The sequence below is a fragment of the Nocardia sp. NPDC049220 genome (genome assembly GCF_040647855.1).
GTDB lineage: Bacteria > Actinomycetota > Actinomycetes > Mycobacteriales > Mycobacteriaceae > Nocardia.
On record NZ_JBEZDA010000004.1, the window covers coordinates 321,983 to 347,821 of the forward strand.

The 25,839-nt window shown below is 66.4% G+C and carries 22 protein-coding genes and 2 pseudogenes; 8 read left to right on the forward strand and 16 right to left on the reverse strand.

The features are described from left to right. Positions 1 to 32: 32 nt before the first annotated feature. The 4 genes and pseudogenes from AB0C34_RS15355 to AB0C34_RS15370 form a co-directional block, all read right to left on the reverse strand. Positions 33 to 401, reverse strand: a complete 369-nt coding sequence (locus AB0C34_RS15355; RefSeq protein WP_357072253.1) for a hypothetical protein — start codon at positions 399 to 401, stop codon at positions 33 to 35. A gap of 14 nt (positions 402 to 415) precedes the next feature. Beyond that, positions 416 to 763, reverse strand: a pseudogene (locus AB0C34_RS15360) (hypothetical protein); the annotation flags it as partial. Next, positions 723 to 860, reverse strand: coding sequence for a hypothetical protein (locus AB0C34_RS15365; protein WP_357072172.1), 138 nt, complete (start codon positions 858 to 860; stop codon positions 723 to 725). The pseudogene AB0C34_RS15360 and the gene AB0C34_RS15365, both read right to left, overlap by 41 nt. A gap of 1,376 nt (positions 861 to 2,236) precedes the next feature. Beyond that, entirely contained in the window at positions 2,237 to 3,328 is a 1,092-nt protein-coding gene (locus tag AB0C34_RS15370; protein ID WP_357072175.1) for a hypothetical protein, read from the reverse strand. Between the two features lie 609 nt (positions 3,329 to 3,937). Here AB0C34_RS15370 and AB0C34_RS15375 point away from each other — a divergent pair. Together AB0C34_RS15375 and AB0C34_RS15380 are read left to right on the forward strand one after the other, a co-directional pair. Beyond that, entirely contained in the window at positions 3,938 to 5,263 is a 1,326-nt protein-coding gene (locus AB0C34_RS15375) for a family 1 glycosylhydrolase (RefSeq protein ID WP_357072247.1), read from the forward strand. A gap of 647 nt (positions 5,264 to 5,910) precedes the next feature. Then, positions 5,911 to 6,783 (forward strand): hypothetical protein, encoded by an 873-nt coding sequence (locus AB0C34_RS15380; RefSeq protein ID WP_357072178.1) that lies wholly within the window; start codon positions 5,911 to 5,913, stop codon positions 6,781 to 6,783. A 426-nt stretch (positions 6,784 to 7,209) separates the two neighbouring features. On the opposite strand, the gene AB0C34_RS15385 is transcribed toward AB0C34_RS15380, so the two are convergent. Beyond that, positions 7,210 to 7,464: a hypothetical protein gene (locus AB0C34_RS15385; RefSeq protein ID WP_357072181.1), complete on the reverse strand. Its 255-nt coding sequence runs from the start codon at positions 7,462 to 7,464 to the stop codon at positions 7,210 to 7,212. 213 nt (positions 7,465 to 7,677) lie between these two features. Beyond that, positions 7,678 to 8,697, reverse strand: a complete 1,020-nt coding sequence (locus tag AB0C34_RS15390; protein ID WP_357072250.1) for an NAD(P)/FAD-dependent oxidoreductase — start codon at positions 8,695 to 8,697, stop codon at positions 7,678 to 7,680. 81 nt (positions 8,698 to 8,778) lie between these two features. Between AB0C34_RS15390 and AB0C34_RS15395 the strand changes: the two genes are divergently transcribed. The 3 genes from AB0C34_RS15395 to AB0C34_RS15405 all read left to right on the forward strand — a co-directional run bounded on the left by AB0C34_RS15395 (position 8,779) and on the right by AB0C34_RS15405 (position 10,486). Next, positions 8,779 to 9,366, forward strand: coding sequence for an XRE family transcriptional regulator (locus AB0C34_RS15395; RefSeq protein WP_357072184.1), 588 nt, complete (start codon positions 8,779 to 8,781; stop codon positions 9,364 to 9,366). A gap of 75 nt (positions 9,367 to 9,441) precedes the next feature. Further along, positions 9,442 to 9,609 (forward strand): hypothetical protein, encoded by a 168-nt coding sequence (locus AB0C34_RS15400; protein ID WP_357072186.1) that lies wholly within the window; start codon positions 9,442 to 9,444, stop codon positions 9,607 to 9,609. Position 9,610: 1 nt separating this feature from the next. Beyond that, positions 9,611 to 10,486, forward strand: a complete 876-nt coding sequence (locus AB0C34_RS15405; RefSeq protein WP_357072189.1) for a TIGR03619 family F420-dependent LLM class oxidoreductase — start codon at positions 9,611 to 9,613, stop codon at positions 10,484 to 10,486. Between the two features lie 5 nt (positions 10,487 to 10,491). Here AB0C34_RS15405 and AB0C34_RS15410 read toward each other — a convergent pair whose 3' ends face one another. The 3 genes from AB0C34_RS15410 to AB0C34_RS15420 form a co-directional block, all read right to left on the reverse strand. Continuing rightward, positions 10,492 to 11,415: a fructosamine kinase family protein gene (locus AB0C34_RS15410; protein ID WP_357072192.1), complete on the reverse strand. Its 924-nt coding sequence runs from the start codon at positions 11,413 to 11,415 to the stop codon at positions 10,492 to 10,494. Then, a complete protein-coding gene (locus AB0C34_RS15415) occupies positions 11,412 to 12,191 on the reverse strand; it encodes a helix-turn-helix transcriptional regulator (RefSeq protein ID WP_357072195.1) in 780 nt (259 codons plus the stop codon). The genes AB0C34_RS15410 and AB0C34_RS15415 overlap by 4 nt, the downstream gene beginning before the upstream one ends. Positions 12,192 to 12,511: 320 nt before the next feature. Then, positions 12,512 to 12,850, reverse strand: coding sequence for an Lsr2 family protein (locus AB0C34_RS15420; protein ID WP_357072198.1), 339 nt, complete (start codon positions 12,848 to 12,850; stop codon positions 12,512 to 12,514). Positions 12,851 to 13,016: 166 nt separating this feature from the next. Between AB0C34_RS15420 and AB0C34_RS15425 the strand changes: the two genes are divergently transcribed. Then, a complete protein-coding gene (locus AB0C34_RS15425) occupies positions 13,017 to 13,229 on the forward strand; it encodes a hypothetical protein (RefSeq protein WP_357072201.1) in 213 nt (70 codons plus the stop codon). Positions 13,230 to 13,800: 571 nt separating this feature from the next. On the opposite strand, the gene AB0C34_RS15430 is transcribed toward AB0C34_RS15425, so the two are convergent. Beyond that, on the reverse strand, positions 13,801 to 14,214 hold the full coding sequence (locus AB0C34_RS15430; RefSeq protein ID WP_357072204.1) for a hypothetical protein: 414 nt from the start codon (positions 14,212 to 14,214) through the stop codon (positions 13,801 to 13,803). Between the two features lie 417 nt (positions 14,215 to 14,631). Here AB0C34_RS15430 and AB0C34_RS15435 point away from each other — a divergent pair, with 417 nt between their 5' ends. Continuing rightward, on the forward strand, positions 14,632 to 17,259 hold the full coding sequence (locus AB0C34_RS15435; RefSeq protein WP_357072207.1) for a LuxR C-terminal-related transcriptional regulator: 2,628 nt from the start codon (positions 14,632 to 14,634) through the stop codon (positions 17,257 to 17,259). Positions 17,260 to 17,323: 64 nt separating this feature from the next. Continuing rightward, the gene (locus AB0C34_RS15440) at positions 17,324 to 18,970 is read left to right on the forward strand and encodes an alkaline phosphatase D family protein (RefSeq protein ID WP_357072210.1); all 1,647 of its coding nucleotides are present in this window, start codon (positions 17,324 to 17,326) and stop codon (positions 18,968 to 18,970) included. Between the two features lie 20 nt (positions 18,971 to 18,990). On the opposite strand, the gene AB0C34_RS15445 is transcribed toward AB0C34_RS15440, so the two are convergent. The 6 genes and pseudogenes from AB0C34_RS15445 to AB0C34_RS15470 form a co-directional block, all read right to left on the reverse strand. Then, the gene (locus AB0C34_RS15445; RefSeq protein ID WP_357072213.1) at positions 18,991 to 20,133 is read right to left on the reverse strand and encodes a metallophosphoesterase; all 1,143 of its coding nucleotides are present in this window, start codon (positions 20,131 to 20,133) and stop codon (positions 18,991 to 18,993) included. 205 nt (positions 20,134 to 20,338) lie between these two features. Continuing rightward, positions 20,339 to 21,580: a tryptophan synthase subunit beta gene (gene trpB / locus AB0C34_RS15450; RefSeq protein ID WP_357072216.1), complete on the reverse strand. Its 1,242-nt coding sequence runs from the start codon at positions 21,578 to 21,580 to the stop codon at positions 20,339 to 20,341. A 258-nt stretch (positions 21,581 to 21,838) separates the two neighbouring features. Beyond that, the gene (locus AB0C34_RS15455; RefSeq protein WP_357072219.1) at positions 21,839 to 23,062 is read right to left on the reverse strand and encodes a serine hydrolase; all 1,224 of its coding nucleotides are present in this window, start codon (positions 23,060 to 23,062) and stop codon (positions 21,839 to 21,841) included. 9 nt (positions 23,063 to 23,071) lie between these two features. Continuing rightward, a complete protein-coding gene (locus AB0C34_RS15460) occupies positions 23,072 to 24,391 on the reverse strand; it encodes a hypothetical protein (protein WP_357072222.1) in 1,320 nt (439 codons plus the stop codon). 395 nt (positions 24,392 to 24,786) lie between these two features. After that, positions 24,787 to 25,026: a hypothetical protein gene (locus tag AB0C34_RS15465; protein ID WP_357072256.1), complete on the reverse strand. Its 240-nt coding sequence runs from the start codon at positions 25,024 to 25,026 to the stop codon at positions 24,787 to 24,789. Between the two features lie 570 nt (positions 25,027 to 25,596). Continuing rightward, positions 25,597 to 25,803: pseudogene (locus tag AB0C34_RS15470) on the reverse strand (lytic murein transglycosylase); the annotation flags it as partial. Positions 25,804 to 25,839: the final 36 nt, after the last annotated feature.

Below are 25,839 nucleotides of genomic sequence, written 5' to 3' on the forward strand. Positions count from 1 at the left end.
GGCTTCGACGAGTGGAGGAGCGTGCGCCGCCATTAGATCCAGAGTTCGTATCGATCGTTGCCGCGAAATCGCTCCAGGAGAGCCCTGGCAATCGTGATGTCGTGCATTGCCCCTGGCTCGAACAGTGGAGTCTCGTCGTCCCCGAGCAGGGGCAGGAAGCGCTCGCGTTCGCGCTCCAAGCCGAACACTGTCACTGGATCAGCCGCGTTCCCGAGCCGTTCCAGGCGCTGGGCGCGTTCACTGAACGCATCGCTGCCCGCTCTCACCATGTCGGTCCACTCCTCGGTCGTGGAGAAAAGATCCTTGTTGAAATCCGCACTGGCGCTCGGCGCCAGCCCGTCGCGCTCCAGCGACAATTCATCAGCAGCCGGGATGATCGGCGGTTGTAGTCGTAGTCCCAAGGGTGTATAGAGATAAACCGTTGCTGCAGTTCGGAGGCGAGCCGATAAGGGTCAACGCCGGGCTGGCGGTGTGTGTTGCACCAGGCGGACAGGGACTCGAGTTCAGCCCGCACCTCTTCCGGTGAAGACATGCGGTACTTGATTCCACCGGTTCCCGAAGGCCGAAATTCGAGGAAGGGATTCGCCTCGATGAGGCTGATCTCCCGGTCGGCCAATGATACAACTGAGGCGCCGACCGACAGCGGCGGATGAAAATGCCGCCATGGTCGGGTTTGGTGAAGCGCGACAACCGCTGATGCAGTTCGACCATGAACGGCACGCTCAACTCCTGGTCGCCTGACGGCGCGCGAACGCGCGGGCATCCAAATAGCCTGCCCATTCCCGCATGCCGAACAGCAACTCCGGATGCGTTTGACGGGAGACCAGGGCTACGTGCAGAAACGGTTCGTCGATCAGCAAACTCGATTCCAACGCGCGCCGGGCCGGAGTGTATAACCCAGTTCCGCCGACCGGCGATTGACCAGCGCCACAACCTCATCGAGGTCGACGATCGGTTGAACGTCGGCACGCACACCATGCACGCCGCACCCCCGCATCAACGGGGCGAGCGCAGGCTTGGTACAACCGATACGTTCAGCGAACTCGGCATCACCGTTGGTCGCCGTCGTGACGAAATGCCTGCTTCCGTCGGCTGCTGTGCACATGTCGTCGTGTAGCTTGCCGGTTATCCGAAGGCGAGATCGACAAGCTCTCGTTCAGCTGAGCCGAGAATGTGTTGCAGGGATCCGCCCGGTCTCAATTCACGCATGGGTAGGCCGAGTTCGAGTAGTTAGTGTTTCGGGAAAGCTGTCATGGTAGTCAAATCATGAAGAGCGCCGCTCGATCTCGTCGAGTTTTCCTCGACTTCCACTCCGCATTATCGACGTCGGCGGCGACGTTGTCGAGGCACATCGTCTCTCCGAATCCTCTCCCCCAGTCCTGCGCGCTGCGAGCGAGCCGACTGCCGTGAGCATGGAGAGCTGGGCCGTCCGCTGCTGTCTTGTATTTCGAGTGAGTTGGTTTGGTGATGTCGCATTGCCAAAATATATAGTTAGATGCGCATATCTACGTAAGTAAATATGTGTGCGGCGGACACGTACCCAATGGGTACGCTCGCCGAGTTCCGTGCTCTCGTGCGCCGCCACAGAATCGCAATTCCACCCCCCGCAAGTGGCCTGCGCAGAGTTCCGCACTCCCCCATCAACTCTGGCGTGGAACTCGCCTCGACAATGCGGCCACAGCTCACGCAGACCCACCGTGTCGCTAGCCGAGGTCAGGTGGTGCGAGATATTCGGCAGCAGACGAAAGAAGGTGATGCACTCCCCTCTCGGCAGCCCCGCGGATACTGCGCCGAGGCGATCCTCAGCATCGAACCGGCCGCGAGTCCCCCGCGCCAGCTGGCGAAACCGTTGGCAGACCTCGGCCGCCACTCGCGAGCGCCAAGTGCGCCATCGGTGTCGGAGTCGTGTAAGACACGATCGGCGACGGCGTCTACCGCGGCGCGCCGGCAGCTGTGGACGAACTCGCCGAGCGGGCAGCGCGCCCACTCGGCGCTTCACCTTCATCCGCGGTGCATGGCACGGGTCCTTGCCGCACAGCAGGAGGTGGATCAGTGACGATCCGACCCGGAGTGACCGCTCCGGGTCGGATCGGTCACTCCGCCGCGCTTGCGGGTGGACGCAAATATCCCGCAATCAAGCGCATTAGCAGGCGAGGCGGGTTGACACGTCGGGACGCCGGCCGACTTATACCGAGCGGGACGGGTCGATCTGCCACAGCCATATCCTGCCGACAGGTCAGAGGAGGTCTTCAGGATCGGCGTCGGCCTCGAGACGAACATCGGCGGCGAACTGTGCTTCCGGTTCGATGGCGTCGGTATGGGCGGTATACAGCAGCAGGCAGCCGCGGATGCCATCGAGCAGGTCTTCCAGAAGGTCGAGGGCGGGGCGTGCCGGATCGAGGTGGCTGATCCGGAACCCGGCGAGCATCGCGTCGCGAGTGTCGGCGTCGACGCCGAATTTATGCGCCTGCGCCTCGATGTCGGCGACCCGGGCGACGAGACTCCATGGCGCGGGGACACGGCCTTCGTGCACCGCCATTGCTTCGGCGATGAGGTCGACGACGACGTCGGTGGGGGTCTCTCCCGCGGTGAGGCGTTCGAGGACCAGGGTGGGGGTCTCGACTTGGAGCGCCTCGATGTCGTCGGCTTCGGTGACGACATCGGTGGTGGGCACACTCGCCACCTCCCCCGCCACTTCGGCTGCGGCATAGAGCCAATGCGCGGCAGCTACCGACGCAGACGCGGGGTCGAGTTCGGTGAACAATTCGATGGTCCCGAGCGGATCGGCGCGCAGGAGGGTGTCAGCGGCGTGGACCTGCGCCGGCGATACATCGGGTCGAGACAGTTCGACGGCTTGTCGGGCACGGCCGGAGAGATCTCCGCGTTCGGCGGATTCGATGGCTTCCTGTTCTGTGCCTACTTCGGCGACCACAGTATCGCGCAGGGTGTCGTCGTCGATCTCGTGGAGAGTGCGTCCGACGCAGTGCGCGGATTCGATGACGCCGCTGTAGGAGACCAGCAGTCCTTCGTCGGTGGGCAGGTTGGGAGTGCGCAGGCCGGCTTCGACTTCTTTGAAGTTCCTGCGTTCCTCGGCGCGACGCCATGCCTCACTGTTGGGGACGTCGGGGTCGCCCACGGCGCTGGCAGGGTGGGTGTAGGTGCGCCACTGGAACCGCGACAGTGTGGTGAGGTTCGACGCCAGGTCGGTGGCCTGGTCGGTGGTCACCTGCGGGGGCAGTGCGGCCACGGTTCGGGCGACGTCGCCGCGTCCGGTTGCCCAGATGGCGACAAGGGCGGAGCGGTCGGCGTCGAATGCGTATCGGGTCACTCGGGCAAGTCTGCTCGATCGGCGGCGGATGCGCGCGGTCAATCGGGACACCGAGTGACAGTTCGCGGCGTTTCTCGGTGGCTCGCTGGGACACGAGGGGCGAGGGTCGAACACGGTGCTGCCCAGGAACTTCGTCGGTTCTGCGGTCGCTCACAATCGCGCGGGGGCGGCGCACCCTCACGGCGGCAGACTAGACGAGAACGTCGAAGCGTCGTGTACCACGATGCCGGCCGGTCCGGCCGACGCGACGTCGTCATGGACGTCGTTCGCGACGGGGACTCCTGGATGGACAGTCGGCACGGTGAGTGGTCGGCTGACCGAGTGCAGTCGCGAGCCGGAACGCCGATACACGTAGCGGTCGCTGTGTCGGATTTGCGCGAGGCCCGCTGGCGGCTGCACCTGGATCATGCTGCGCGATGTTGTGGGCGTCCGGTCGAGGCGGACGCGACGGCGGCATGGGAGGCACACCGTGCTGCGCCGACGAATACCGATTACGGCGATTTCTCGCTGAGGGTGTTGCCGGCGGGTAGGCAGACCGTGACGATACTGCAATCGGTGACACGCCCGTCGGACATCGCCATGCAGCAACTTTCCAGTTACGCTACCGCGATGCGTCGACGCAGACATCGCCGCGGGTGGGTGGCACTGTCCGCCGCAGCGGCCGTATGGGTGACTTCCGGCGTTTCTGCAGCTCAGCCACCCAGGAAGGTGCCGACGCTCGGTACGGATTTTTTGTGGGGCGTGGCGGCGTCCGGGTTCCAGTCCGAAGGGCACGCGCCTGACAGCAACTGGACGCGGTATATCGCCTCAGGAGCGACAGCGGACCCGTACCGGGATTCGGTGGATTTCACTCGCCGGTACATCACCGACATCGATCTGGCGGCACGGTTAGGGGTCCGGGTCTACCGCGTCGGTATCGAGTGGGCGCGCGTGCAGCCGAGACCGGATACCTGGGATGAGACTGCGTTCGGTTTCTACGACAATGTGATCGCCCGGATTCTCGCTGCAGGGATGCGACCGATGCTGACGTTGGATCACTGGGTATATCCGGGGTGGGCAGTGGACCGTGGCGGGTGGCGCAACCAGGGCATGGTGGAGGACTGGTTGGTGAACATGCGCAAGGTGGTGAGCCGTTACGCGTCCCGGGATCCGTTGTGGGTGACGTTCAATGAGCCCGCCGCGTATGTCGGCACCGAGTTGCGCACCGGCGGGATCAGCGTCGAGGAGGCGCCCGCGATGCTCGACCGCATCGCGCAGGCGCACAACGAGATCTACGACGTTATCCACGGTCTCCGGCCGAATGCACAGGTGACCAGCAATCTGGGTTATGTGGCGGGAGCGGAGACGGAGGTCAACGGGCCGATCGTCGAGCGGATCGCGTCGAAGTTGGATTTCATCGGCGTGGACTATTACTTCGCTCCACTGCCCGCGACCGGGGAGTCGGCGCAGGGCGGCTCGGCGGGAGGTCCGCCGATCTGGGAGTTGCCGGTGCATCCCGAGGGTATCTATTACGCGTTGCGGCATTACGCGCGTCAGTTCCCGGATCGGCCGCTGTACGTGGTGGAGAACGGCATCCCGACGGAGAACGGGAAGTCTCGTCCCGACGGCTATACCCGCGCCGACCATCTACGGGACACCGTGTATTGGTTGCAACGCGCGAAAGCCGACGGCATGAACCTGATCGGCTACAACTATTGGAGTCTCACCGATAATTACGAATGGGGCTCCTACGCACCGCGCTTCGGTCTCTTCACGGTCGATGTGCTGACCGATCCGACAGTGGCGCGCCGCCCGACGGAGGCGGTCGAGGCGTATGCCCGGCTCATCCGTGCCGGCGGTGTCGCGCCGACCTATGAGCCGACGCGCGCCGGGGTCCCCTGCCTTCAGATCGATGCGCCGGACACCTGCGCAGAGGAAGGTCTCGGCGAAGGCTGAATGGGGCGTCGTCCGACGTCCGCGGGTTCCGCGTGGGTGGTCGTACTGCGACACGGCATGAGTGGTGCGCCACGGCGTGAATCGACGAACTGGAGCCGTTGGAGCAGTCGGCCGGTTCGGTGCACGGGACACGTGGCGCGCCGGATTCGTCGGATCCGGCCGCGCTGATCGACTCGAGCGAGCGAGTCCAATAGTCGATCGAGCGATCGGTATCGATGTTCGTGGTCGCGGCGCACTCCGCCGCAGCTGGCGAATGTGAGCAAACTCCCATAGTTGACATGTTAAGCGTGTCACAGGAATAGCGGTGCCCGGCGTTCGACGACGCCGTGGTGACGCGCGACGTTCGAGTTCGCGTCACCCAGGTGAACGACAAAAGGCATGATCAGCGGGGCCGGCAAAAGTTACCCGCCGGTTGGGTCACAGCTGCTGGTCCGCGGCGCCGAGATCTGTGGTAACGCATGGGACATCGATCACGCTTGATCCGCTCTGCCGAGGCCCTTAACGTTGTCTTTGTCGATGGCCGAAGTCGCCCATTCGAATTCCGCCTTACCGATAGTCGTGTTTCCGACCTCGGGGCCTCGGTCTGATTCAGCCGTTATTGCCCTGGGTGACTGAATAATTCACGCGGCACCGCAGAAACTGGAGCAATGACCCAACCAACCCCCTGGCACGTGAACGATGCGCGATCCCGTCGGAACCAGGGCTCCGACCGCCCGACCCTCAGCGCGACGCCACTGGGGGTGGACCGCCGAGCGGATTGGGGTTATCTGGCTGCCGCGGCGGGCAGCGTGATCACCTTCATTCTCCTGTTCCAGCCGTGGCTTTCGGCGTCCGGCTCGGACGGCGAGGTCAGCACCGACGCCTTCGGTCGCGTCGACGAGGTCGCCAGTAGCTTCGACGAATGGACGGCGTCCCGGGATACGAACATCAGCAGCGTCTGGGGCTTTCTGGCCAGCGTCGCACTACTGACAACTGTGTGCGCGGTGATGGCGCATCATCGGATGCGCACCGCGGGGCTCAGCCGACTGATCATGGCTTCGAGTACGGCCGCGGCGATTCTGATCCTGATCACCATGGTGTATCTCGATGCCAAAGGGGCTGAACTGCGCAGCCTGATCAACCAGCCCAAGGATCACGGGTCGCTGCTGGACAAGTTCTTCGGCGAGTCGACGACGTCGGATGCCGATACCCGGCACGCCGCCAGCGCCGGCTTGACTCCTGCCGCGATGGTCGGTGTTGTGGCAGCGTTCGCCACCGCGGTGGTCACGCTCGCCCAGGGCATCCGTCGGTACGCCGACAACCTGCTGGGGCGCGTGCCGGTGCCGCAGCCGACTACGACGCAGCCCGCGGTGGCGGTCGCGGTCGACGAGCCACGGACCGATCAGATGCCGCCCAAATGGGACGAACTGGTTTTCGACGACGATGTAGTCGCCGTCCTCACCTTGGTGCAGGACCCGTCGGCCGTGCCGCTGCACGAGGCGTCCGATCACCGGTCGCGCATCCCGATATTGATCGGCTGACAACGTTATGGGTGCCGCCACCGTGAACGGTGGCGGCGCCTTCGGCGTCGCGCCGGCACGGCTCGCTCGGCAGCTGCGCGGAATTTCCCTACGCGCGCGGTGCACCGATTGGCTGTCGAATTCGTCGGCGGCGGCGAGGCTCGCGATCTCGGTCAACGACGTAGCTGGCGACTTGCCCGGATCAATTGCGATGGCGCCCACTGTGCCTGAGCCACCGACTCCCGGCACGGTCTTCCGCGGTCGCCCACCTGCACTGCGCATGCCATGAGACGTTAGCCGTGCCGACACTCGCGACCACGGGTTGCGATCATCGAGATCGTATTCGTCCGAAACGAATCGGTCGCGTTCCGGCGAAGACCGCGCGACCGGGATAGCGGGCTCTCCGGGTGCGGAGGTGGAGACTTGATGGAACTGAGCGCATCCGAATCAGTTCCGGATCGGGTCGGTGGTCGATTCGGTTCGGCTGACGCGGTGGGCCATGACATCGGCCCACCACGCACTCAGCGGACTCGGGTCCGGCCAAATTACGCGATCTCGTTCCAGATCGTCGGCGTTACTCACACTCGGGTTCTCGATCACGATGACTTCCTCCGCGCTGGAGACGCTGATGCGGAGCCCCCTTGTTCGGACGGTGCCGTTCAGGACGTATCGCCATCGAATCGGCGTCTCGCCGAGCAGCATGGGCCTCGCAGTTCCCCGGACGGGTATGAACTCGTGTCCGCTCGATATTTGGGGCGGACACCTCCACGAACGGAGACCTAACTGATCCTTGCATATTCGTCGACTGCTCGCCCGAGATCGATAATGCTCGTTTCGCGTAGCGAGCGAGGCGAGCGCCACCCTGCCCGCCAGGACTTGGCCCGATCTCCCATCACCCACGCGATGGCTGTTCGTTCACAGTCCGTGGCGACGGTCTCCCATCACACGCTCACAGACTTGCGCTTCCATGTCGCGCGCGAACGGGTATCGGTGGGCGGCAACTGCCTCGCGGGTTTCTTCGGCGACCAGATCGGCATTGATCTGGGCTGCTGCCGCAGCACCCGCCGCGGCAGCGCCGCCGACCTGAGTGGCCGGCTCGGTGACATTGCCCGCGACCCAGATCCCCGGAACTTCGGTGCGGCCAGTCGGGTCGGCGGGGATGTGTTCGCCTGTGCCCGAGGGATGTTCCATCGGCCGCAGCCCGAGCGGTGCCAAAAAGCTTGCACGCGCGACCATCCGCGATTGGACTACCAGTACCGAACGGGCCACTACGGTGCCGTTGACGAGCCGAATCCCGACAAGGCGGTCGTCGACGGTTTCCAGCGACGCCACCGCTCCGTCCACCACACGGATCCCACGGGCGGCCACTTGCTCCGCCTCGGCACCGGTCAGCGTCGGCATTACGCCGGTGAAGAGGGTGACCTCGGCGCTCCACTGCCGAAACAGCAGCGCCTGATGCACGGCGAACGGCCCGCTGGCCAGAACACCGATGGCCTGATCACGGACCTCCCAACCATGGCAGTACGGACAGTGCAGCACATCCCGACCCCACCGTTCTCGCAGTCCGGGCACGTTTGGAAGTTCGTCTACCACGCCGGTCGTCACCAGCAGCCGCCGCGCCCGCACAGACCTGCCGTCTGCCATCGTCACGATGAATCGGTCCGCATCCCGGGCAACGGTGGTGACCTCTCCGTTCACCACTCGACCGCCGTAGCCACGGACCTCCACACGGCCGCGCTCGAGTAGTTCCGCGGGCGCGACCCCGTCGAGAGCCAGCAACCCGTGCACGCCTGCGGCGGGGGCGTTGCGCGGGGCGCCCGCGTCGAACACCACCACCGATCGCCGTGCCCGGGCCAACATCAGCGCGCCGCTCAATCCCGCAGCGCCACCGCCGACTACTGCCACGTCATAACTGTTTCTCCACTGATCGGTCATCATGACCACCTCCTTCGACGACTGTGCGAGGTCGGCCGACATTTCGGCAAGGAGATTTGCTGTCATGGCAAACTGGTAGGCATGGACAACGATCTCGGGCAAGCGCTCGACGCGGTCGGACCCCGATTGCGCGCCCTGCGTCGCCGGCGCGAAATCACACTGGCCGACCTGTCGACCGCGACCGGCATCTCGGTGAGCACCCTGTCCCGGCTGGAGTCCGGTGCCCGCAAGCCGACACTCGAACTTTTGCTGCCGCTGGCCAAAGCGCACGGCGTCACACTCGACGAACTCGTCGGTGCCCCGCCCACCGGTGATCCACGTATCCACCTTCGTCCGGTTACCCGTCACGGCATGACGATGGTGCCCCTGACCCGCCGCGCCGGTGGCATCCAGGCCTACAAACTCGTGATCCCGGCGAGCAGTCGCCGAAGGGAACCCGATCCGAAGACTCACGAGGGTTATGAATGGCTCTATGTCCTCAATGGGAGGCTGCGTGTCGTGCTGGGCGAACACGATCTGGTGCTCTCCCCTGGTGAGGCGGCCGAGTTCGACACCCGGGTACCCCACTGGTTCGGCTCGGCCGGCGCCGAGCCGGTCGAGTTCCTCAGCCTGTTCGGCAAACAAGGGGAACGCGCGCACCTGCGTACCCGTCCCACCTCGAAGAATTAACCGGCACAACCCGACAGAACGCAATTTCCATCGTCGGTCGATATATCCGCGCACGACTGAACACCACTATTGACGATGTCAAGCGCAGATGCTTACTTGGACGACGTGGAGAATGTGGCGACGATCACGAACGGCGCAGCGCGTATGCGCGCCGGGGTGGGAGGTCGCGAACTCGGCGAAGACTCGTTCTTCGGGCGCCGCGCCGAGACCGTACCGCGCTCGACGCGCCAGAAAGGCGGATGACATGCGCTTCACCTATGCCGAGACGATGACCGACCCGTCCTATTACGTGCCGCTCGCCAAGGCTGCCGAGGAAGCGGGATACACCTCCATGGCGGTCGCGGACAGTGTGGCGTATCCCGAGAAATCCGACGCGAAATACCCCTACACCCCCGACGGGAGCCGGGAGTTCCTGGAGGACAAGCCATTCATCGAGACGTTCGTGCTGAGCGCGGCGATGGCGGCGGTGACCACCAGGTTGCGCTTCACCCCGTTCGTGCTGAAGCTGCCGATCAGGCCGCCGGTACTGGTGGCCAAGCAGGCTGCGTCGGTCGCCGCGCTCAGCGGCAACCGATTCGGGCTCGGCGTCGGAATCAGCCCGTGGCCGGACGATTTCGAGATCATGGGCGTGTCGTTCGACAAGCGGGGCGCACGCATGGACGAGTGCATCGACATCGTGCGCGGGTTGTCGGCCGGCGGCTACTTCGAGTTCCACGGCGAGTTCTACGACATTCCGCCGATCAAGATCAGCCCGGTGCCGACGGAGCCGGTCCCGATCCTGATCGGCGGGCACAGCAAGCCCGCGCTGCGGCGCGCCGCGTTGCGCGGCGACGGGTGGATGCACGCCGGCGGGGACGGTGCCGAGCTCGTCCGGCTGCTGGTCGAGCTCGACGCCTTGCGGATCGAGTGCGGGACACGCAAGGACTTCGAGGTGCACGTCATCTCGCTGGACGGGTTCACCGTCGATGGGGTCAAACGCCTCGAGGACAAGGGCGTCACCGATGTGATCGTCGGGTTTCGGCTGCCGTACACGACCGAGCAGGACACCGAGCCGCTGGATACCAAGATCGCCAACCTGTCCCGGTTCGCGGAGCAGGTCATCGCGCGAGTCGACGGGTAACAGCGCTAGACGGCGAGGGCGGCTGCCGCCGCGTCGAGCGTTTGAGCACGGTAACCCGCGCCGAACAGCACCACGTGCACCAACAGCGGATGCAGCTGGTGCAATGGTATGCGGGATCGCCATCCGTCGGCGAGCGGATACGTCTCGTGATAGGCGGCACGGATGCGATCCAGGTGCGGGGCGCCGAACAGTTCGAGCATCGCCAGGTCGGTCTCCCGGTGGCCCCCGTGGGCCGCGGGGTCGATCAGCATTACGCGCTCAGCAGTCCACAGGAGGTTGCCCGACCAGAGGTCACCGTGGAGGCGGGCCGGGCGCTCGGCCGGCCCGGCAAGGGTATCGATGTGCTCGATGACGCGTTCCAGCAGACGAATTCCGTGCCCGCCGAGATGAACGGCCGCGCGGCGCAGGTACGGGGCGAGGCGCTGCTCGGCATACCACCGCGACCACGGTCCGTTCGTCGAGGTGTTGACCAGCGGCAGCGTCGCGATCCAGCCCGGCCACGGTGCGCCGAACTGCCCTAGCGTAATCGCGTGCAGCGCGGCGAGTTCGTGACCGAATCGCTCGGCGGTCTCGGGTGTCGGCCCGGCTTCGGACAGCCACGGCAGGACGAGCATGTGATCGTCGGCGGCGAGCACCTGCGGCAGCAGTTCTGTGCGGCGCGCCGGGGCGGACACGTCGTTCGCCGAAGTCGATGACGCCGCGTCCGCGGCCTGTTCGCGTGCACTCGCCGGATCGGTACCAGCCAACCAAGCCAGCCCCGCCGCTTCGGCCGTGAAGACCGGCGTGGGCTCCGCTGATGCCTTGACGAAAATTCCACGGCCGTCGATCAATTCGGCGCGGTGCAGCGTCCACATGTGGCGGGAGCCCAGATCGGCCCAGACTCGGATAGCGACACCGAGGTGGGTGGACACCTGATCGGCGACGCTCATCGAGCGTTCGCGGTGAGGCGCTTCATGGTGTCCTCGTCAGCCGGGAAGAACGATTCGATGGCCAGTTCGGCGACGGTGACGTTCATCGGAGTGCCGAACACCGTTGTGACGCTGAGGAACGACAGCTGTTCCCCCTCGTGTTCGATCCGCAGCGGAACGACCGACTGATCGGGCTCCGGCAGGGTCAACTCGACCTCGCCGCCGGGATAGGAACGCAGTTCCGTGAGCAATTCGGCCAGGGCCGGGGAAGCGGTGACCTCGGCCTGCCGCGCCAGGCGGGCGAAGATGTGGCCGCGCCATTCGGCGAGATTGATGATGCGGCCCGCCATGCCATCCGGGTGCAGGCTCAGGCGCAGGGCGTTCACCGGAGCGGTCACCAGCGCCGGGTCGACGCCCGCGATCAGCAGTGCCACACCGCGGTTGGCCTCGATCATCGTCCAGTTCTGGTCGATGGCCAGCGCCGGGTACGGCTCGTGCCCGATCAATATCTGGCGCATGGCGCCGCGGACCGCGGTCATGGCAGGCGTATCGAGGGCAGGTTCCGCGTAGGCGGGAGCGAAGCCGGCGGCCAGCAGCACCCGGTTGCGTTCACGCAGCGGTATCTCCAGATGCTCGGACAGGTGCACGATCATGGTCCGGCTCGGTGTGGCACGTCCGGTCTCGATGAAACTCAGATGCCGTGCCGAAGTTTCCGCGCGTCCGGCCAGTTCCAACTGGCTCAGTCGGCGTTCCTGACGCCAGTGTCGCAGCAGATCGCCGACCGTTGGGGTTCGCACTCTCCGATCCTACGAACGGCAGGCGGCTTGGGCCATTACCTCTCGGGTAATCGACGACAATACGGTCGAGGATGGTCGGTGGTGCCCCGCGGCGCCGTCCAGCTCCCCGCCGTCGCATCGGTATCGGCCGCGGCGCTGGGTGCAGCTGTGGTCACCGATCGTCGTGCTGATGATCATGTTTCGCCGCGGCGGTCGCATTTCGGCGCCGCCGACCACCGAACTCGCTGCGCACCATGCCGCGGAGCGCGGCCGACCTGGACGGGCACGGTCAGCACACCGAGCTGCCCGTGCGCCGATCAGGTCGGCCGAACCCGACGCCGCTACCCGTTGTTGGCCTTCTTGTACGCCTCGACCACCTCGGCCGAGATTCGTCCGCGAGCCGAAACGTCGATCCCGTTCGTGCGCGCCCACTCCCGGATGACCGTGGCCTGCTCGCGATCGGTCGCCGACCGCAGCGTGCCGCCCCGCCCCCTCCGTGCGCGACCGACTTTGCGGGCGTACGGAATCCACTGTTCGAAGAATCCGCGCATCTGCCCGGCGTTGTCCCCCGACAAGTCCATCTCATAGCCCACGCCATCCAATGCGAATGACACCGTTTCCTCGGCTCGAGACTTGCCGTCGTAGTCATCGATCAGTGTCACGACGACCTTGCGTGCCATAGAGATATCCCTTCACGGTTACCGAGCGGGTGCAGTCGAAAACAATCGTAGCCAGTAGATAACAGATCAGTTGTGGACCTGAAACGCCGGGGTCGTGTTGGCGCGTGGGTATTTCACTCGTCTGGCCCGGTCCGCCCCCGGGGGCACCGGGAAGAGCCGATCATGCGTGCGACCAGAGCAGCGTGATCAGACGCGGGCGAGTTGTTCGGCGGTATTCGGCAGGCGCCGCGGCGGCGCTGCGCGCCAGCAGGTCGCGCGCAACGGTGACGGCATGCATCGCGCTGATCCGGTCACCGCGTACGGCGATGTAGCAACACGGGTTCCTGGGCTGTGGGCGGGTCTTACCACGATGACGCACGATGCCGAGGTGATCACCTGATGCGGAAGGGTCTACGTCGCCGCAGTGCCGGGCGGAATCGGCGCCCAGCTCGCATTTGACATCCGACAGCGCGTCCCCGCGAGTACGCAGAGCCTGACCGGCGTCGTATAATTCGCACGCCTACGCGCGTTGTGCAGCAGAGTGACGAACACACGTGACGATCGTCCTCGCGGTGGTCGAGCAGCGCGGCCAGCTCTCGGCGTCGCGTTCGAACACCGGACTCGCCACCCCACCGACACCAGTGCGACAGCCACCACGAAGAACACACCCATCGACACCCATGCCCCGTAGCCGCGGCGAGGCGGACTGCTCGCACCGACCCCCCTTCTCATGAAGGCGCCGCGGTATCTCTGGTACCCCACGGCAACCAGCTCCGCATGTCCGAACTCAGCCGCGGCGCTCCTCGGCGAGCGCCACAAGACATTCGGTGCCGCTCGCCGCCGGGCTGGGTATCGGATGCCACGGATTTGCTCGGACTGTGCGACTGCTCGATCGCCGAATCCGGCCCGAGAGCGTGCTTTTCAAATTCGAGCCGAGGTCAGCGCAGGATTCCGGCCTGGGCCGAGACCCGTCAGGCCGCCTCCGGCTTCCACGTGGCGATCGCCCAGATAGCGACGACGTTCAGCGCGATCACGAGAATCGACCAGGCCGGATAGTACGGAAGCCACATGAAGTTTCCGATGATGGACAAAGCCGCCACACAGATCGCTACGACCCGCGCCCAGGTTGCACCGGTCATCAACCCCAACGCGGCGACGACCAACAAGGCACCGAGCACAATGTGGATCCAGCCCCATGAGGTGGTGTCGAACTGATAGACGTAGCTAGGCCCCACAACGAACATGTCGTCCTGGGCTACGGCGGAGACACCCTCGAAGATCGACAACACACCCACTGTCATCAGCACGATCGCGGCCGCGATGGAGGTGCCCGCCGCAAAGCCTTCGCGGACGGGATGCTGTGGTGCTTTGGTCATGTGCGTCATCGGTCGCGCCCTTTCTCGAGATGTGGTGGACGTCTTCCGAATCTTCACCAACCGCCCGGTCCCGCACTTCACCCGTCTCGGATGACTCGGTGCCGACAGGCGAACCTCGCCCGTGATCTCGCCGATCGGCCCGGCGGCTGGACAACAGATCGCAGCGCGCAGCCATGGTGGCGCCGGTCGCGGGTGGGACACCGCGCGCGTCCCGGCGGCCCACACCGGCGCGGGCGCCGACCGGTGCGCGCCGACCGGCAGCGCCCTCGACCACGGTGTGCGGGAATCCGCGAGTGAGACCTCCCCCTTCTCGGGTGAATTTTTCATAACGCCGACGAACGAGGCGAACAGCGCAGAGTTCCGGCCCGGTAGATTCCGACATCTAGGCGCGGTAGTGATCTGTCAGCACAGGGCCCGGGAGGCACCGTGACCACATCGCATGGCCCCGATCCACGCCGTATGTCCTCGACCACAGCCGCACCGGCGATCCCGTCGTTGCCGTTCGCGCCGCTTGTCCGGACAGATCTGCATGCCGACATCGACGCCGTCATCGGCGCCGACACCGGTCGTGTGCTGCTGATCTGCGCACCTGCGGGAAGTGGGAAGACAGTGCTGCTCGCGGACTGGGCCGCCCGACGTGCCGCACCCCCAGCGGGCGAACCCGACGTGGTGTGGCTGACCGTCACCGATCGGTTCAATAACCAGACGACGCTGTGGGCCACTCTGGCCGCCCGATTCCGCGTCGCCCTCGCGTCGGGAGACCTCGGCCCACCGACCGCGCCCGCGGCGCAGCTTGTCGAGGAGCTCTCCGCACGGGCTACGCCCGCGGTGCTCGTGCTCGACGACGCTCATCTGATCACCGATCCACTGGCACTCGCCGGCCTAGAGTACTTGCTGCACCATGCGCCGCCGACGCTTACCACGCTGCTGGGCGCCCGTTTCCCTCCCCCGAGCCGCTGGTACACCCTCGATCTACAGGCACGGCTGACCCGCTGGGGCGCGGCCGAACTCGCCCTCGCACCGGATCAGGTTCGCGCGATGTGTCGCGATCACGGATGCGAGCTCACCGACGCGGAGTTGGACACACTCGTCGCACTCACCCGAGGCTGGGCGGCGCTGGTGCGGATCGCCGCAATCCATTTGGCGGCACACCCGGACGACCGCGCGGACGCACTGACCGTTCTCGCGCGGCCGCCGTACGCGATCTCGGGATTCCTGGCCGGCGAACTCATCGACGATCTCTCCCCAGCGATGCTCCAGTTCCTCACCTACACCAGCGTCCCGGTCTCGTTCACCGAGAAACTCGCCGACGATCTGGTCGGCGGCGGCGCCGGGCATTGCCTGTACGAACTCGACCGGATCAACTTTCCGATCACCGCCACGGTGCGCGGCACCGACGTCTGGTTCACGTATAACCCGATGGTGCGGGCCTACTTGCTCGCCCAGGCCGATCGCCTCGGTCCGGCGCTGTGCTCGGATCTGCATCTGCGGTCGGCGCGTTGGTTTCGCTGCGCGGGCCTGCCGCGGGCCGCGCTTCCCCACCACCTCGCGGAGCTCGGCCAGCAGCATCTGTGCGACTTCCTGTCCGAGTGCGCACTGACCATGGTGCTCGACGGCGCCGGCGACATACTGTTCGACGGACTCGCTGTCGCGGCGCAGGCACTGCTCGACGATCCCTTCCTGTGGCTTGTCCGGGCGGTACATGCGCTGGTCCGCGGAGACACCACCGACGCGGTCGCCTGTCTCGACACGGGAATGGCGCGGCATGCCGCCACCCGCTCCTTCGCACCCGCGGATCGAGTGAACGCGCTGGCGATCGCTGTGCCGATCGACACTGCGGCGACTGCCGGAACCGTGATCGGCAATGTTCCGTACACCGTCGCGCCGACCGGCGACCCGGATTTCGACACCTATGCCTCGATCCAGATCGCCACCGCGCTCATCGCCCGAGGCGCCGTCGCGCGCGGCGAGCAACTGCTCCGGTCGAGTCTCGCGCTCGCCGAACACCGCTGTCATCCCCGGCTGATGCTCCATGCCCTCACCAGGCTGACGGTCGCGGCGAGCGTCGTCGACGCCGCGACCGCGATGCGCGAGCGCGCCGCACGCGCCCTGGCCGTCGCCGCCGAGAACGGCCTGCTCGCGGCAACAGACACCGTTCAGGTGACGACCATCGCCGCATACGGCGCCTATCTGCAGGGTTACCCACCCGAGTCTGCGCAGGTGGTCGCCGCGCTCGACGTCCACGTCGATCACGACGGGTCGAGCACCCCCGTCGCCGGGTGGCACGGCCAGGTCATCGGATACCTGCTCGATCTCGAGCAGGCCGACGACGTGCGTGCGGCGGTCGACGCCCTTCGCAAGAGTCTGCTCATGCTGCTGGAGAAAGCGGCGCCACCGAGCGTGACCAGCAGCCTGTTACTTCCGGTGGTGTGGGCGCTGCTGCGCGTGCAGGAGACCGAAGCTGCGCACCTGTTGGTCGATCGAGTGCGCGACAGCGTCGGCGAGCTGCCCGATGTCCGACTGGCCGACGCCGCCCTGACCGCTGCGGCCCACCGGCCCAAGGCGACCTGCGCCGCCCTCGGGCCAGTCCTCGACCATGCGGCCGACCTGCGGCCGGTCACCGAAATCACCGGGTGGTTGCTGTACGCCACCGCACAGCATGACTGTGGTGCGCCGTCGAAGTCGGTCGCGGCACTGGAGAAGGCGCTGCGCGCCGCCGCGCCACACCGACTCGTGCGTCCGTTCCTGGATGTCCCGACCGCGATTCCCCTGCTGGACGACTCGGTCGGCCGATTCGGCCGATACGAGCGCTTCGCGGAGTTCGCCAGACGGCACCCCGCCGCGCGCCGCAAGCCAACCTACCCGGCCCTGACACACACCGAGATGACCGTGCTCGAGCTGCTTCCCTCCGGCCGCACAGCCCAGCAGATCGCCGCTGAACTGGGCGTTTCGGTCAATACCGTGAAGACCCATCTGCGCGGCATCTACGCGAAACTGGATTCGAATTCTCGGGTCGATGCCCTCGGCAACGCCCGCCGCAGCGGTTTGCTGTGAGCCCGCACCGGTTTCGTCCGCGCAGGTCCGAACGAACTGCGAGACGCCGGCCGTACGCTGATGTATGGCATTCTCTCGGCGGCAGTTGTTGCGAGTCGGCGCCGCGGGATCGGCCGCAGTGCTGGTAGGTACGGCGGCGGCGAGCAGCGCTCGACACCCGGCCCCGCGGTGGCTGGGTGATCCGTTCGCGCTGGGTGTGGCGTCGGGTGATCCCACACCGGACGGTGTGGTGCTGTGGACGCGGCTGGCTCCGGACCCGTTGGCCCCTGATGGGCTCGGTGGTATGCCGTTGGATCCGGTGACCGTCGACTATGAAGTCGCGCAGGACGAAAATTTCCGGCGGGTGGTCGCGAGGGGAACAGCGGTGGCGACCCGGGCGCTCGGCCACAGCGTACACCCGGAGGTCCACGGGTTGACGCCAGACCGTTGGTATTTCTACCGGTTTCGGGCGGGCTCGGCGATCTCCCCGGTCGGCCGCACCCGCACGGCTCCCCCACTCGGACAGCCCTTCAGTCGGCTGCGGTTCGCGTTCGCCTCGTGCCAGTCGTGGAGCTCCGGTTACTACACCGCCTACGAACACCTGAGTAGGGAGGATCTCGACCTGGTGCTGCATCTGGGCGATTACATTTACGAACGGGCATGGATACGCGGCCGCGAGGCAGCCACGAAGGGGCCGGAGTTCCGCGACGAAGCCGTCGATCTGGCCGGATACCGGCTACGCTACGCGCTCTACAAAGCCGAACAGCCGCTACGCGCCGCGCACGCCGCGTTTCCGTGGCTGGTCACCATGGACGATCACGAGGTCGACAATAACTGGGCGGGCGACGCGCCCGGCGCCGGGCTCGATATCTCACGGATCCCCGCCCTGTTCCGCCGTCGCCGGACCGCCGCGTTCCAAGCCATGTACGAGCATCAACCGCTGCGGATAGCACAACTACCGTCCGGCCCGTCCATGCTCCTGCATCGCCGCTACCGATTCGGTGACCTCGCGGAGATCACGATGCTCGATACCCGCCAATACCGCACCCGGCAGGCGTGCGGAGGGACGGTAACGAATCACTGCACCGACCGGTTCGCCACCGGACGCACGATTCTGGGTGCACGGCAACGGGATTGGCTGATCGATGGCTTCACCGATTCGCCCGCACGCTGGCAGGTCATCGGCAACCAGGTCGGCATGAGCCAGAACGACAGCGACCCCGGCACAGCGGTCGCGGTGTCCACCGACTCGTGGGACGGGTACGTCGCCGACCGCAACACGGTACTCGCCGCCGCCGCCGACCGCGGGGTCCGCAACCTCGTGGTGGTCACCGGGGACCGGCATGAAAACCAGGCCGCCCGCCTACGCCGTGACTACTCCGATCCCGAGTCCCCCGTCGTAGCAGCGGAATTCACAGGGACCTCGATCACGAGCAACGGCGATGGCGCCGACCTCAACGACAAAGGCCGCATGCTGCTCGCCGCGAACCCGGACATCGAGTTCTTCAACGCACAGCGCGGGTACGTCCGCGTCCAACTCGATCATCACACGTGGCGCAACGATTTCCGTGTCGTGCCCTACGTTCGTCGCCCCGGCGCGCCCGTCCACACCCGGGCAAGCTACGTAGTCGAGGACGGCGTACCCGGTGTCACCGAGACATGGCGAGCGGATGCCCCGATCGAGCCACCGCCCGCGGTCGACGCCGCAAGCCCGACCCGCGGTACCCGCTGATCAGGACGCCGGCGCAGATCTCAGCGGGGTGACGACTCCGAATGCAGGACCAGAACAGTGATTTCGCTGGGAGCGAAGACACGTAACTGCGGTCCCCAGAATCCGGTGCCGCGGCTGGTGTAGAGCTGGGTGTGTTCGCTGTGGCGACTCAGTCCCGCGACGACCGGCTGGTCGAGGCGAACAAGGTAGTGGAACGGCCAGATCTGGCCACCGTGGGTGTGGCCGGAGATCTGCAGGGCGATGCTCGCGGCAACGGTGTCGGCGATCTGTTTGGGTTGATGGGCGAGTAGAACGACCGGCGCGTGCCGCTCCGCCCCGGCGAGCGCCGCGGGCAGATCGGGCCCGTGCCCGGTCAGGCCGACGCCTGTCGGGTCGTCGATGCCCGCGATCACCAGCTGATCGTCGCCGCGGCGCACCGTCTCGTGCTGGTTGTGCAGTGGCTGCCAGCCGAGGGACGCCATGTGGTCGATCCAGCCCTGCGCGTCACCGAAGTACTCGTGATTGCCAGTGATGTAGAACCGGCCGAGTTCGGCCTCGATCTTGCCCAGCGGATCGACCTGCGGGTGCCGCTTCGCCACCGAGCCGTCGGCGAGATCGCCGGCGTGACAGGCGATGTCGGGGCGTTGCGCGTTGACGACCTCGACCACACGTTCCGACCAACGCACTCGGTCGAGTGCGGCGAAGTGGGTATCGGTGATCACCACCATGCGTAGCCCGTCCAGTGCCGCGCCGAGTCCTGGGATGGTCACGTCGACCGTGCGTACCCTCGGCACGCGCCGCGCCTCGACCACTCCCCACACCACCAGCGCGGTCGTGGCCACGAGTACGCCTGCCGCGACGATCCACGAGCGGGCCGGATCCGCGACGCCCGCGACAGCCAAGCCCACCCGTGCGAGGTTTCCGAGCACCGACCAGCTGAACACCACCCACATCACGCCCAGCAGCGTGTCACCGACGATCGACGCGGCATCCGACTGCGCGGGGCCGTGTCCGAGGTACATCGATGTCGGCAGGCAGACGAACCCCAGTAGAAACAGCGCGGACCCCAGCCAGAACAGCGGTCCGGTTCCCTGAGCAGGCGCTTGTATCAGCGTCCACCATGGAAGCAGGAACAGGACGGTGGGAATAGCCAGAAACAAGATCAGGCGGGACGCATACTTCAAGAAGACTCATCCTCGTAGGCACAAAAGCGGCGCGCGGCCCCTCAACCCCCGCGCCAGGGACGCTATCGACCATAACGCCCTCTCCGCGAGGCTGCAGAAGGACGCGTGACCATCACCACCCTCCTGGGCTGTCACAGCCGGTGCCGGCCGTAACCGTGGCGGCCGGCGGTCCGGTCGTCCGCACTGTCATCGGACCCACCAGCGATCACGACAGGCCGAGAAGCTCGGCCGCCACCGCCAGATCCTTGTCGCCCCGGCCGGACAGGCACAGCACAATCACCGAATCGGCGGGGACCTCACCGCGGTCGGCCATGTCCAACAGGTGCCCCACCGCGTGGGCGGATTCCAGGGCGGCCAGGATGCCTTCGGTGTGGCTGAGCGCCTGCATCCCGCGCAACGCCACAGCATCCGTGGCCGCACGGTAGACCACTCGGCCGCTGTCCTTCATATGACTGAGTTCCGGACCGACGCCCGGATAGTCCAACCCCGCCGCAATGCTGTGCGTCCGCGCGATCTGACCGTCCTCATCCTGCAAGAGGTAACTGTAGGAGCCGTCGATCTCGCCCGGGCTACCCATGCAGAGGGTCGCGGCGTGATCACCGGTCTCGACGCCACGGCCGGCCGCCTCGACGCCGATCAATCGGACCTGTGGATCGTCCGCGAACGGACGAAAAACGCCGATGGCGTTGCTGCCGCCGCCCACACAGGCCAGGACGTAGTCCGGCAATCGCCCTTCGCTGCGCAGGATCTGACTCCTGGTCTCCGCACCGATCACCGTCTGAAAATCGCGCACGATCCTGGGGTAGGGGGCAGGCCCAGCTGCGGTACCGAACAGGTAGTGCGTCGTGTCCAGATTCGCCACCCAGTCACGCACCGACTCGCTGATCGCGTCCTTGAGCCGCCGTGAACCGATGTCCACCGCGCGCACCTCGGCGCCGAGCAGTCTCATCCGCATCACATTGGTTTCCTGGCGTCGCATGTCGTCGGTTCCCATGTAGACGACGCAGGTCAGGTCGAGCATCGCGCAGACTGTCGCCACCGCGACGCCATGCTGCCCCGCGCCGGTCTCCGCGACTATTCGTTTCTTGCCCATGCGTCTGGCCAGCAGGGCTTGTCCGAGCGCATTGTTGATCTTGTGCGCGCCGGTGTACGCCATGTCTTCACGCTTCAGGTAGACCCGTACGCCTGGCACCCTCAGCAACTCGGCAAACCGCCGCACCTGATGCAACAGCGTGGGCCGCCCGACCCGGTCACGCAACAACTCGCGGAGCTCGCCCAGAAAGCCCGGGTCGGCGTGGGCGAGTCGATAAGACTGCTCGAGATCGAGTAAGGCGGCCATCAGGCCTTCGGGAACGAATCTTCCGCCGAACACGCCGAATCGTCCATGCTCGTCGGGAAACATGCCATGCAGATACTCGCTCGCCGGCACGTCGTGATCAATCCTCATCAAACACCAACGCTTTCACCGTCGACAATTCGACGGATCAGTTTGTTCTGCTCGTGCTAGCGCAACCCCACTGGTCGGCAACAGCAGAGTTAACACACTAGGTTTTTCGGATAGCTAACAACTTCTCACTGTTGGAGATAGTCAGCCATCGCGGTGTGCTGCGATCGCCGGCGCGTGTGCGCGCGGAGGTTCGAGCAGCGCCCCACCCTGGTGACATCCGATGACGGTGTCCCTGCGCCAGTCACGCTCGCGCGGCAATCACCGAGATTCGGCGGCGACGTCGGAAATCTGCGCAACCAACTGCCAGGGCCGCTTGGTGTCGGTCGTGGCCTTGCCGTTGGTGAGGATGGCACCGGACAGGCCCCGCGCCGGGTCGGCCCAGCCGTACTGCGTGGTCAGACCGCTACGCCCGAAGTGCGCCGCGGTGTCGCGACCGAACTTCGACCTCCGCCCGCCCAGTTCGAAACCCGCGCGACTGACCCGCCCGGCCACACCCGGTAGCCACCGAGCCGGACGCACCGCGTCGCGCAATGTCTCCGGCGTGATGATCGTGCGACCGTCCGGTGCGCCGTGGGTGAGGATTTCGTAGAACCGCGACAGCTCGGAGGCCGTGGTGATCAGATTGCCCGATGGCAGTTCGGCGGTCAGGAATGCCGCGGTCGCGGACCGTGCGGCGCGATCCATACCGCCGCCGATCGCCTTGCGCGCCAGGTAGGTCGCCACTCGACCCGGCGCAGCGCCGGTCATGACGCTCGGCACCACCTTGTCGACATCCTCCGGGCGCACACCGAACGTGGTCCAGCGGAATCCGAACGGCTCGAGCACTCGCTCGGACAGATGCTCCCGCAGGCGCTTGCCGGTCGCCCGTTGCACCAGAAGTCGCACGATCAGACCGCTGGTCAGCGCGTGATATACCCGAAAACGTCCCGGCCGCCAGCTCGGGACGAGATCAGCCAATCCGCGTACCGCCACGTCCTCGTCGAGCACCAGATCGATGCCCCGGTACGGAGGCGTGACGAAGGGCACCCCCGCGGAGTGCGAGAGCACGTCACCGATCGTGATGGCGGCCTTGCCATTCGCGGCGAACTCCGGGATGTAGTCGCACACCGGGTCGTCGAATCCGAACGCACCCTGTTCGATGAGCATGAACATCACCGCACCGGCTACACCCTTCGCGGTCGAGAAGCCGCAGAACGGTGTATCCGGCGTCGCAAGCACCTGCACCGAGTCAGGCCCGTCGGCCGGTGCGTTCCCCCAGCCGTGCCCGATGGCCCGGTTCAGCACGATCTTGCCGTTGCGCCGCAGACACACCTGAATCGCCGGCGTGGTGCCCAATCGATACCACGCCCGAACCGACTCCCACAGCGACTCGACAGTTCCGCGGCCGAGTCCGGACTCCTCCGGATCATCCTCACGGCCGAGCGTGGTCACCGTGTCCAAATCCTCGACAATCGCCACCGATCCAGCCGTACGCGCGCTCATACCGCCAGCCTATCGACCACCGAACCACTGCTCAGTCAGCTTCCAGTGGTTGTCCCACCAGGCTTGCACGGCCGCGGGACCGGCATCCAGCGCTGGAGGGGGTGGCTCGCCGGGGAACAGCAAGGTGCCGTCCGGCGGAGTCACCGGTGCGGGCGGCGGAGCCTCCGCCGGCGGAGTCTCCGCGGGAGGTGTCTCGGGCGGAGGTGCCTCGGGCGGGGCGGCCGGTTCGATCGGCGCGGCCGGTTGCTGGGCGTCAGGTGGGACTACGGGCGCGATCGGAGCGACATGGTCCTCGGGGACAGGCGCGACCGGGGGCGGCGCTGCCGGCGGCGCTACCAGCGGTATCTCCGGTGCGGCCCCCGGTGGCACCGAAGGCGGCCCGGGTGCGGACTCGACCGGGAGCATCGATGGCTCAGCCACCGGTGACGGCACGGCCGGCGCGGGAGTCGACCCCGACACGGCCGCCGGAGTTTCCGAGACCTGGGCCGGGATCGGATTCGTCACCGTTTTGCCAACCTCGGCGGCGTTCGCCGGCCGCTCGTCGCGAAGCTGCATCACGGCGACACCGGTTCCACCGAGCAAGGCGGCGATAGCCGCTCCGATCACGATTACGCGTCCCGCGTGCCGCCGACTCGGCGGGGCGTGCACCGAACGGCTCCGGAATGGGCTCGCGGCGACCAACGCGGCCCCGCGCGCCGCCGCGGTGGCGAAGTCGGGCACCTGGATCACGGGTGCGGCTAGTCCGAGTTGCAGCGCGGACACGACCTCCGGCTTCCCGGCCGACGAACCGCACAGGACAATGGCATCGGGTCGCACTCCGATGGCGTCCAAGGTCGCCCAAATGCGACCGATCACCGGGCCCGCCGTGTCGGCGTCGACGACGCCGGACGACCAGGAATCGGAGGCGAGGATTTCGCCGCGTCGCGGTCCGACGACGAGGTAGGACGTGTGGTAGCCAACGACCTCCAGCGCCAACAGGGTGCCGATGTGCGCGAGTTCCGGCAGCATCTCGTCGAGCAGCGCGAGGAGCGCAGTTCTGGCCGATACGAGCGACGACGTACACCACGACTCGGACGAAAGCCCCGACACGATCGCGTGTCGTTCGGCCACCGTGTGATAAGCGATGCCGACCTCATCGATCGGAGTATTCGGCTCGGCATCGGCCGCTAGGGCTTCGAGCGTCGCGGCGACCGAAGCAGCGGTGGATTCCTCGACCGGGCGCTCGACCGCGCACAGCATGGGCGGCCGCGGACCCGTCCGCGGCAGCGACGAGAGCATCACCCCGCGCACCACGGTCTGTTCTGCTGCTATTCCGACTGTGGCCCTCATGAATCACCTCTTTCCGAACGCTCTCGATAGAGGTTCGTCACGAGAGCACCCAGCGATTGGCACGGTTCGCGATCCCCGCTGAGTGGGCCGGTGACAACGGCGCTTCCCGACCGGCCCTCCGAGCGCACGGTACGACGTGCAGTGTGGTCGTGTGGTAGGCCGGTGAGCAGGACGACCAGGCCGCACGTTACGGCTGGGCTGGTCCGCAGGCCCAGAACCGTGCGGACGGAATATCTACCGAGCGGGGCTACCTTCTCGATGCCGATCCACTCGTCGACCCGCCGCGCGTCGATTCGGCCCCACCGGGTTCGGACCACGGAGGGCGCGGACACGCGCCCCGGGTCCTAGCTGAACGACACCGCACGGTGCGCGATGCCCTCGGCCGAACAGCGCGGTCAGAGCACGGGTGGCTCGGTATCTCCACCTGCCTGGGGTGCGGGGAGTGGGATGACGATGCCGAAGGGCAGGGTGATGACGGGTGGGGGTGGGGGTGTCGGTTGGGCGGGGTCGGGTGTGGTGGCCGGCCGCGGGGCGCCGGTGGTGTCCGGTGTGGTCGGCGCGTGCTCCCCGGGTTCACCACCGGACCGACTCCCGGAATCCGCGGGCCGACTGCGGGCGGTATCTGGGTCGGTCACGGGCGGCATGCAGGTACCGGCCCACGAATCCTCGAGATCACCCACCGCGGAATCGCTCCCATCCCCGGCATCAGCCGGTATGGAGCGGGGAACACCAGATCCGACATCGTCGGTTGGACCCGGAACCGGCCCAAGTCGCGGCGTGAACGCGGGTCGACCCGAACGCGGCATCGGCGCCGGAACCGCCCGCACCAGACACGGATCCGCCGGCGGCGCAACCGGACCCGGAGCCGGACAGAAAACCCCACACGGAATCGGCGGCAAACCCGGAACGCTGATCATCACCTCGGCCGGAGCCGGAGCCAGCGGCACCACGGGCAAACTATGCGGCGGCACCACCGGACCGACACGCGGAACAACAGGAACAGTCGCCCTCCTATCCCGCCCGTCCCCCGGCAACCCGCCCGGCGGAATCCACCGCGGAACCGCCGGCACCCGCGTCGACGAACCCCCACCACGATAAGCCGCAGACCAACTCAACACATTCGCCGCATACGACAACGAATTGTTGTACCGCAACACCGCCCGCAACTCTTGCCCCGGATCACGCAAATCCAAACCCCCCGAACACAAATACTTCCCCGCCCCCAACGCCGCATCGAACACATTATTCGGATCAGCCACCCCATCACCATTACCGTCAGCCGCAAACGAATTCCACGTCTCCGGCAAAAACTGCATCGGACCCACCGCCCGCACAAAACCACCACGCCCGTCTCGCACCACCTCATCACCCGGCAAATGACCATCCAACACCGGACCCTCGATCCGCCCCACCGTCGTCCCCGCCGCATCCGTACGCCCACCCCCCGC

Excerpts from the sequence above, each read along its gene's own strand:
- AB0C34_RS15385 (WP_357072181.1), bottom strand. The coding sequence starts at position 7,464 with ATGCTGCTCGGCGAGACGCCGATTCGATGGCGATACGTCCTGAACGGC.
- AB0C34_RS15380 (WP_357072178.1), top strand. The coding sequence starts at position 5,911 with ATGACCCAACCAACCCCCTGGCACGTGAACGATGCGCGATCCCGTCGG.
- AB0C34_RS15400 (WP_357072186.1), top strand. The coding sequence starts at position 9,442 with ATGTCAAGCGCAGATGCTTACTTGGACGACGTGGAGAATGTGGCGACG.
- AB0C34_RS15440 (WP_357072210.1), top strand. The coding sequence starts at position 17,324 with ATGGCATTCTCTCGGCGGCAGTTGTTGCGAGTCGGCGCCGCGGGATCG.
- AB0C34_RS15390 (WP_357072250.1), bottom strand. The coding sequence starts at position 8,697 with ATGACCGATCAGTGGAGAAACAGTTATGACGTGGCAGTAGTCGGCGGT.
- AB0C34_RS15430 (WP_357072204.1), bottom strand. The coding sequence starts at position 14,214 with ATGACGCACATGACCAAAGCACCACAGCATCCCGTCCGCGAAGGCTTT.
- AB0C34_RS15455 (WP_357072219.1), bottom strand. The coding sequence starts at position 23,062 with ATGAGCGCGCGTACGGCTGGATCGGTGGCGATTGTCGAGGATTTGGAC.
- AB0C34_RS15395 (WP_357072184.1), top strand. The coding sequence starts at position 8,779 with ATGGACAACGATCTCGGGCAAGCGCTCGACGCGGTCGGACCCCGATTG.
- AB0C34_RS15420 (WP_357072198.1), bottom strand. The coding sequence starts at position 12,850 with ATGGCACGCAAGGTCGTCGTGACACTGATCGATGACTACGACGGCAAG.
- trpB (WP_357072216.1), bottom strand. The coding sequence starts at position 21,580 with ATGAGGATTGATCACGACGTGCCGGCGAGCGAGTATCTGCATGGCATG.
- AB0C34_RS15375 (WP_357072247.1), top strand. The coding sequence starts at position 3,938 with ATGCGTCGACGCAGACATCGCCGCGGGTGGGTGGCACTGTCCGCCGCA.
- AB0C34_RS15410 (WP_357072192.1), bottom strand. The coding sequence starts at position 11,415 with ATGAGCGTCGCCGATCAGGTGTCCACCCACCTCGGTGTCGCTATCCGA.
- AB0C34_RS15405 (WP_357072189.1), top strand. The coding sequence starts at position 9,611 with ATGCGCTTCACCTATGCCGAGACGATGACCGACCCGTCCTATTACGTG.
- AB0C34_RS15460 (WP_357072222.1), bottom strand. The coding sequence starts at position 24,391 with ATGAGGGCCACAGTCGGAATAGCAGCAGAACAGACCGTGGTGCGCGGG.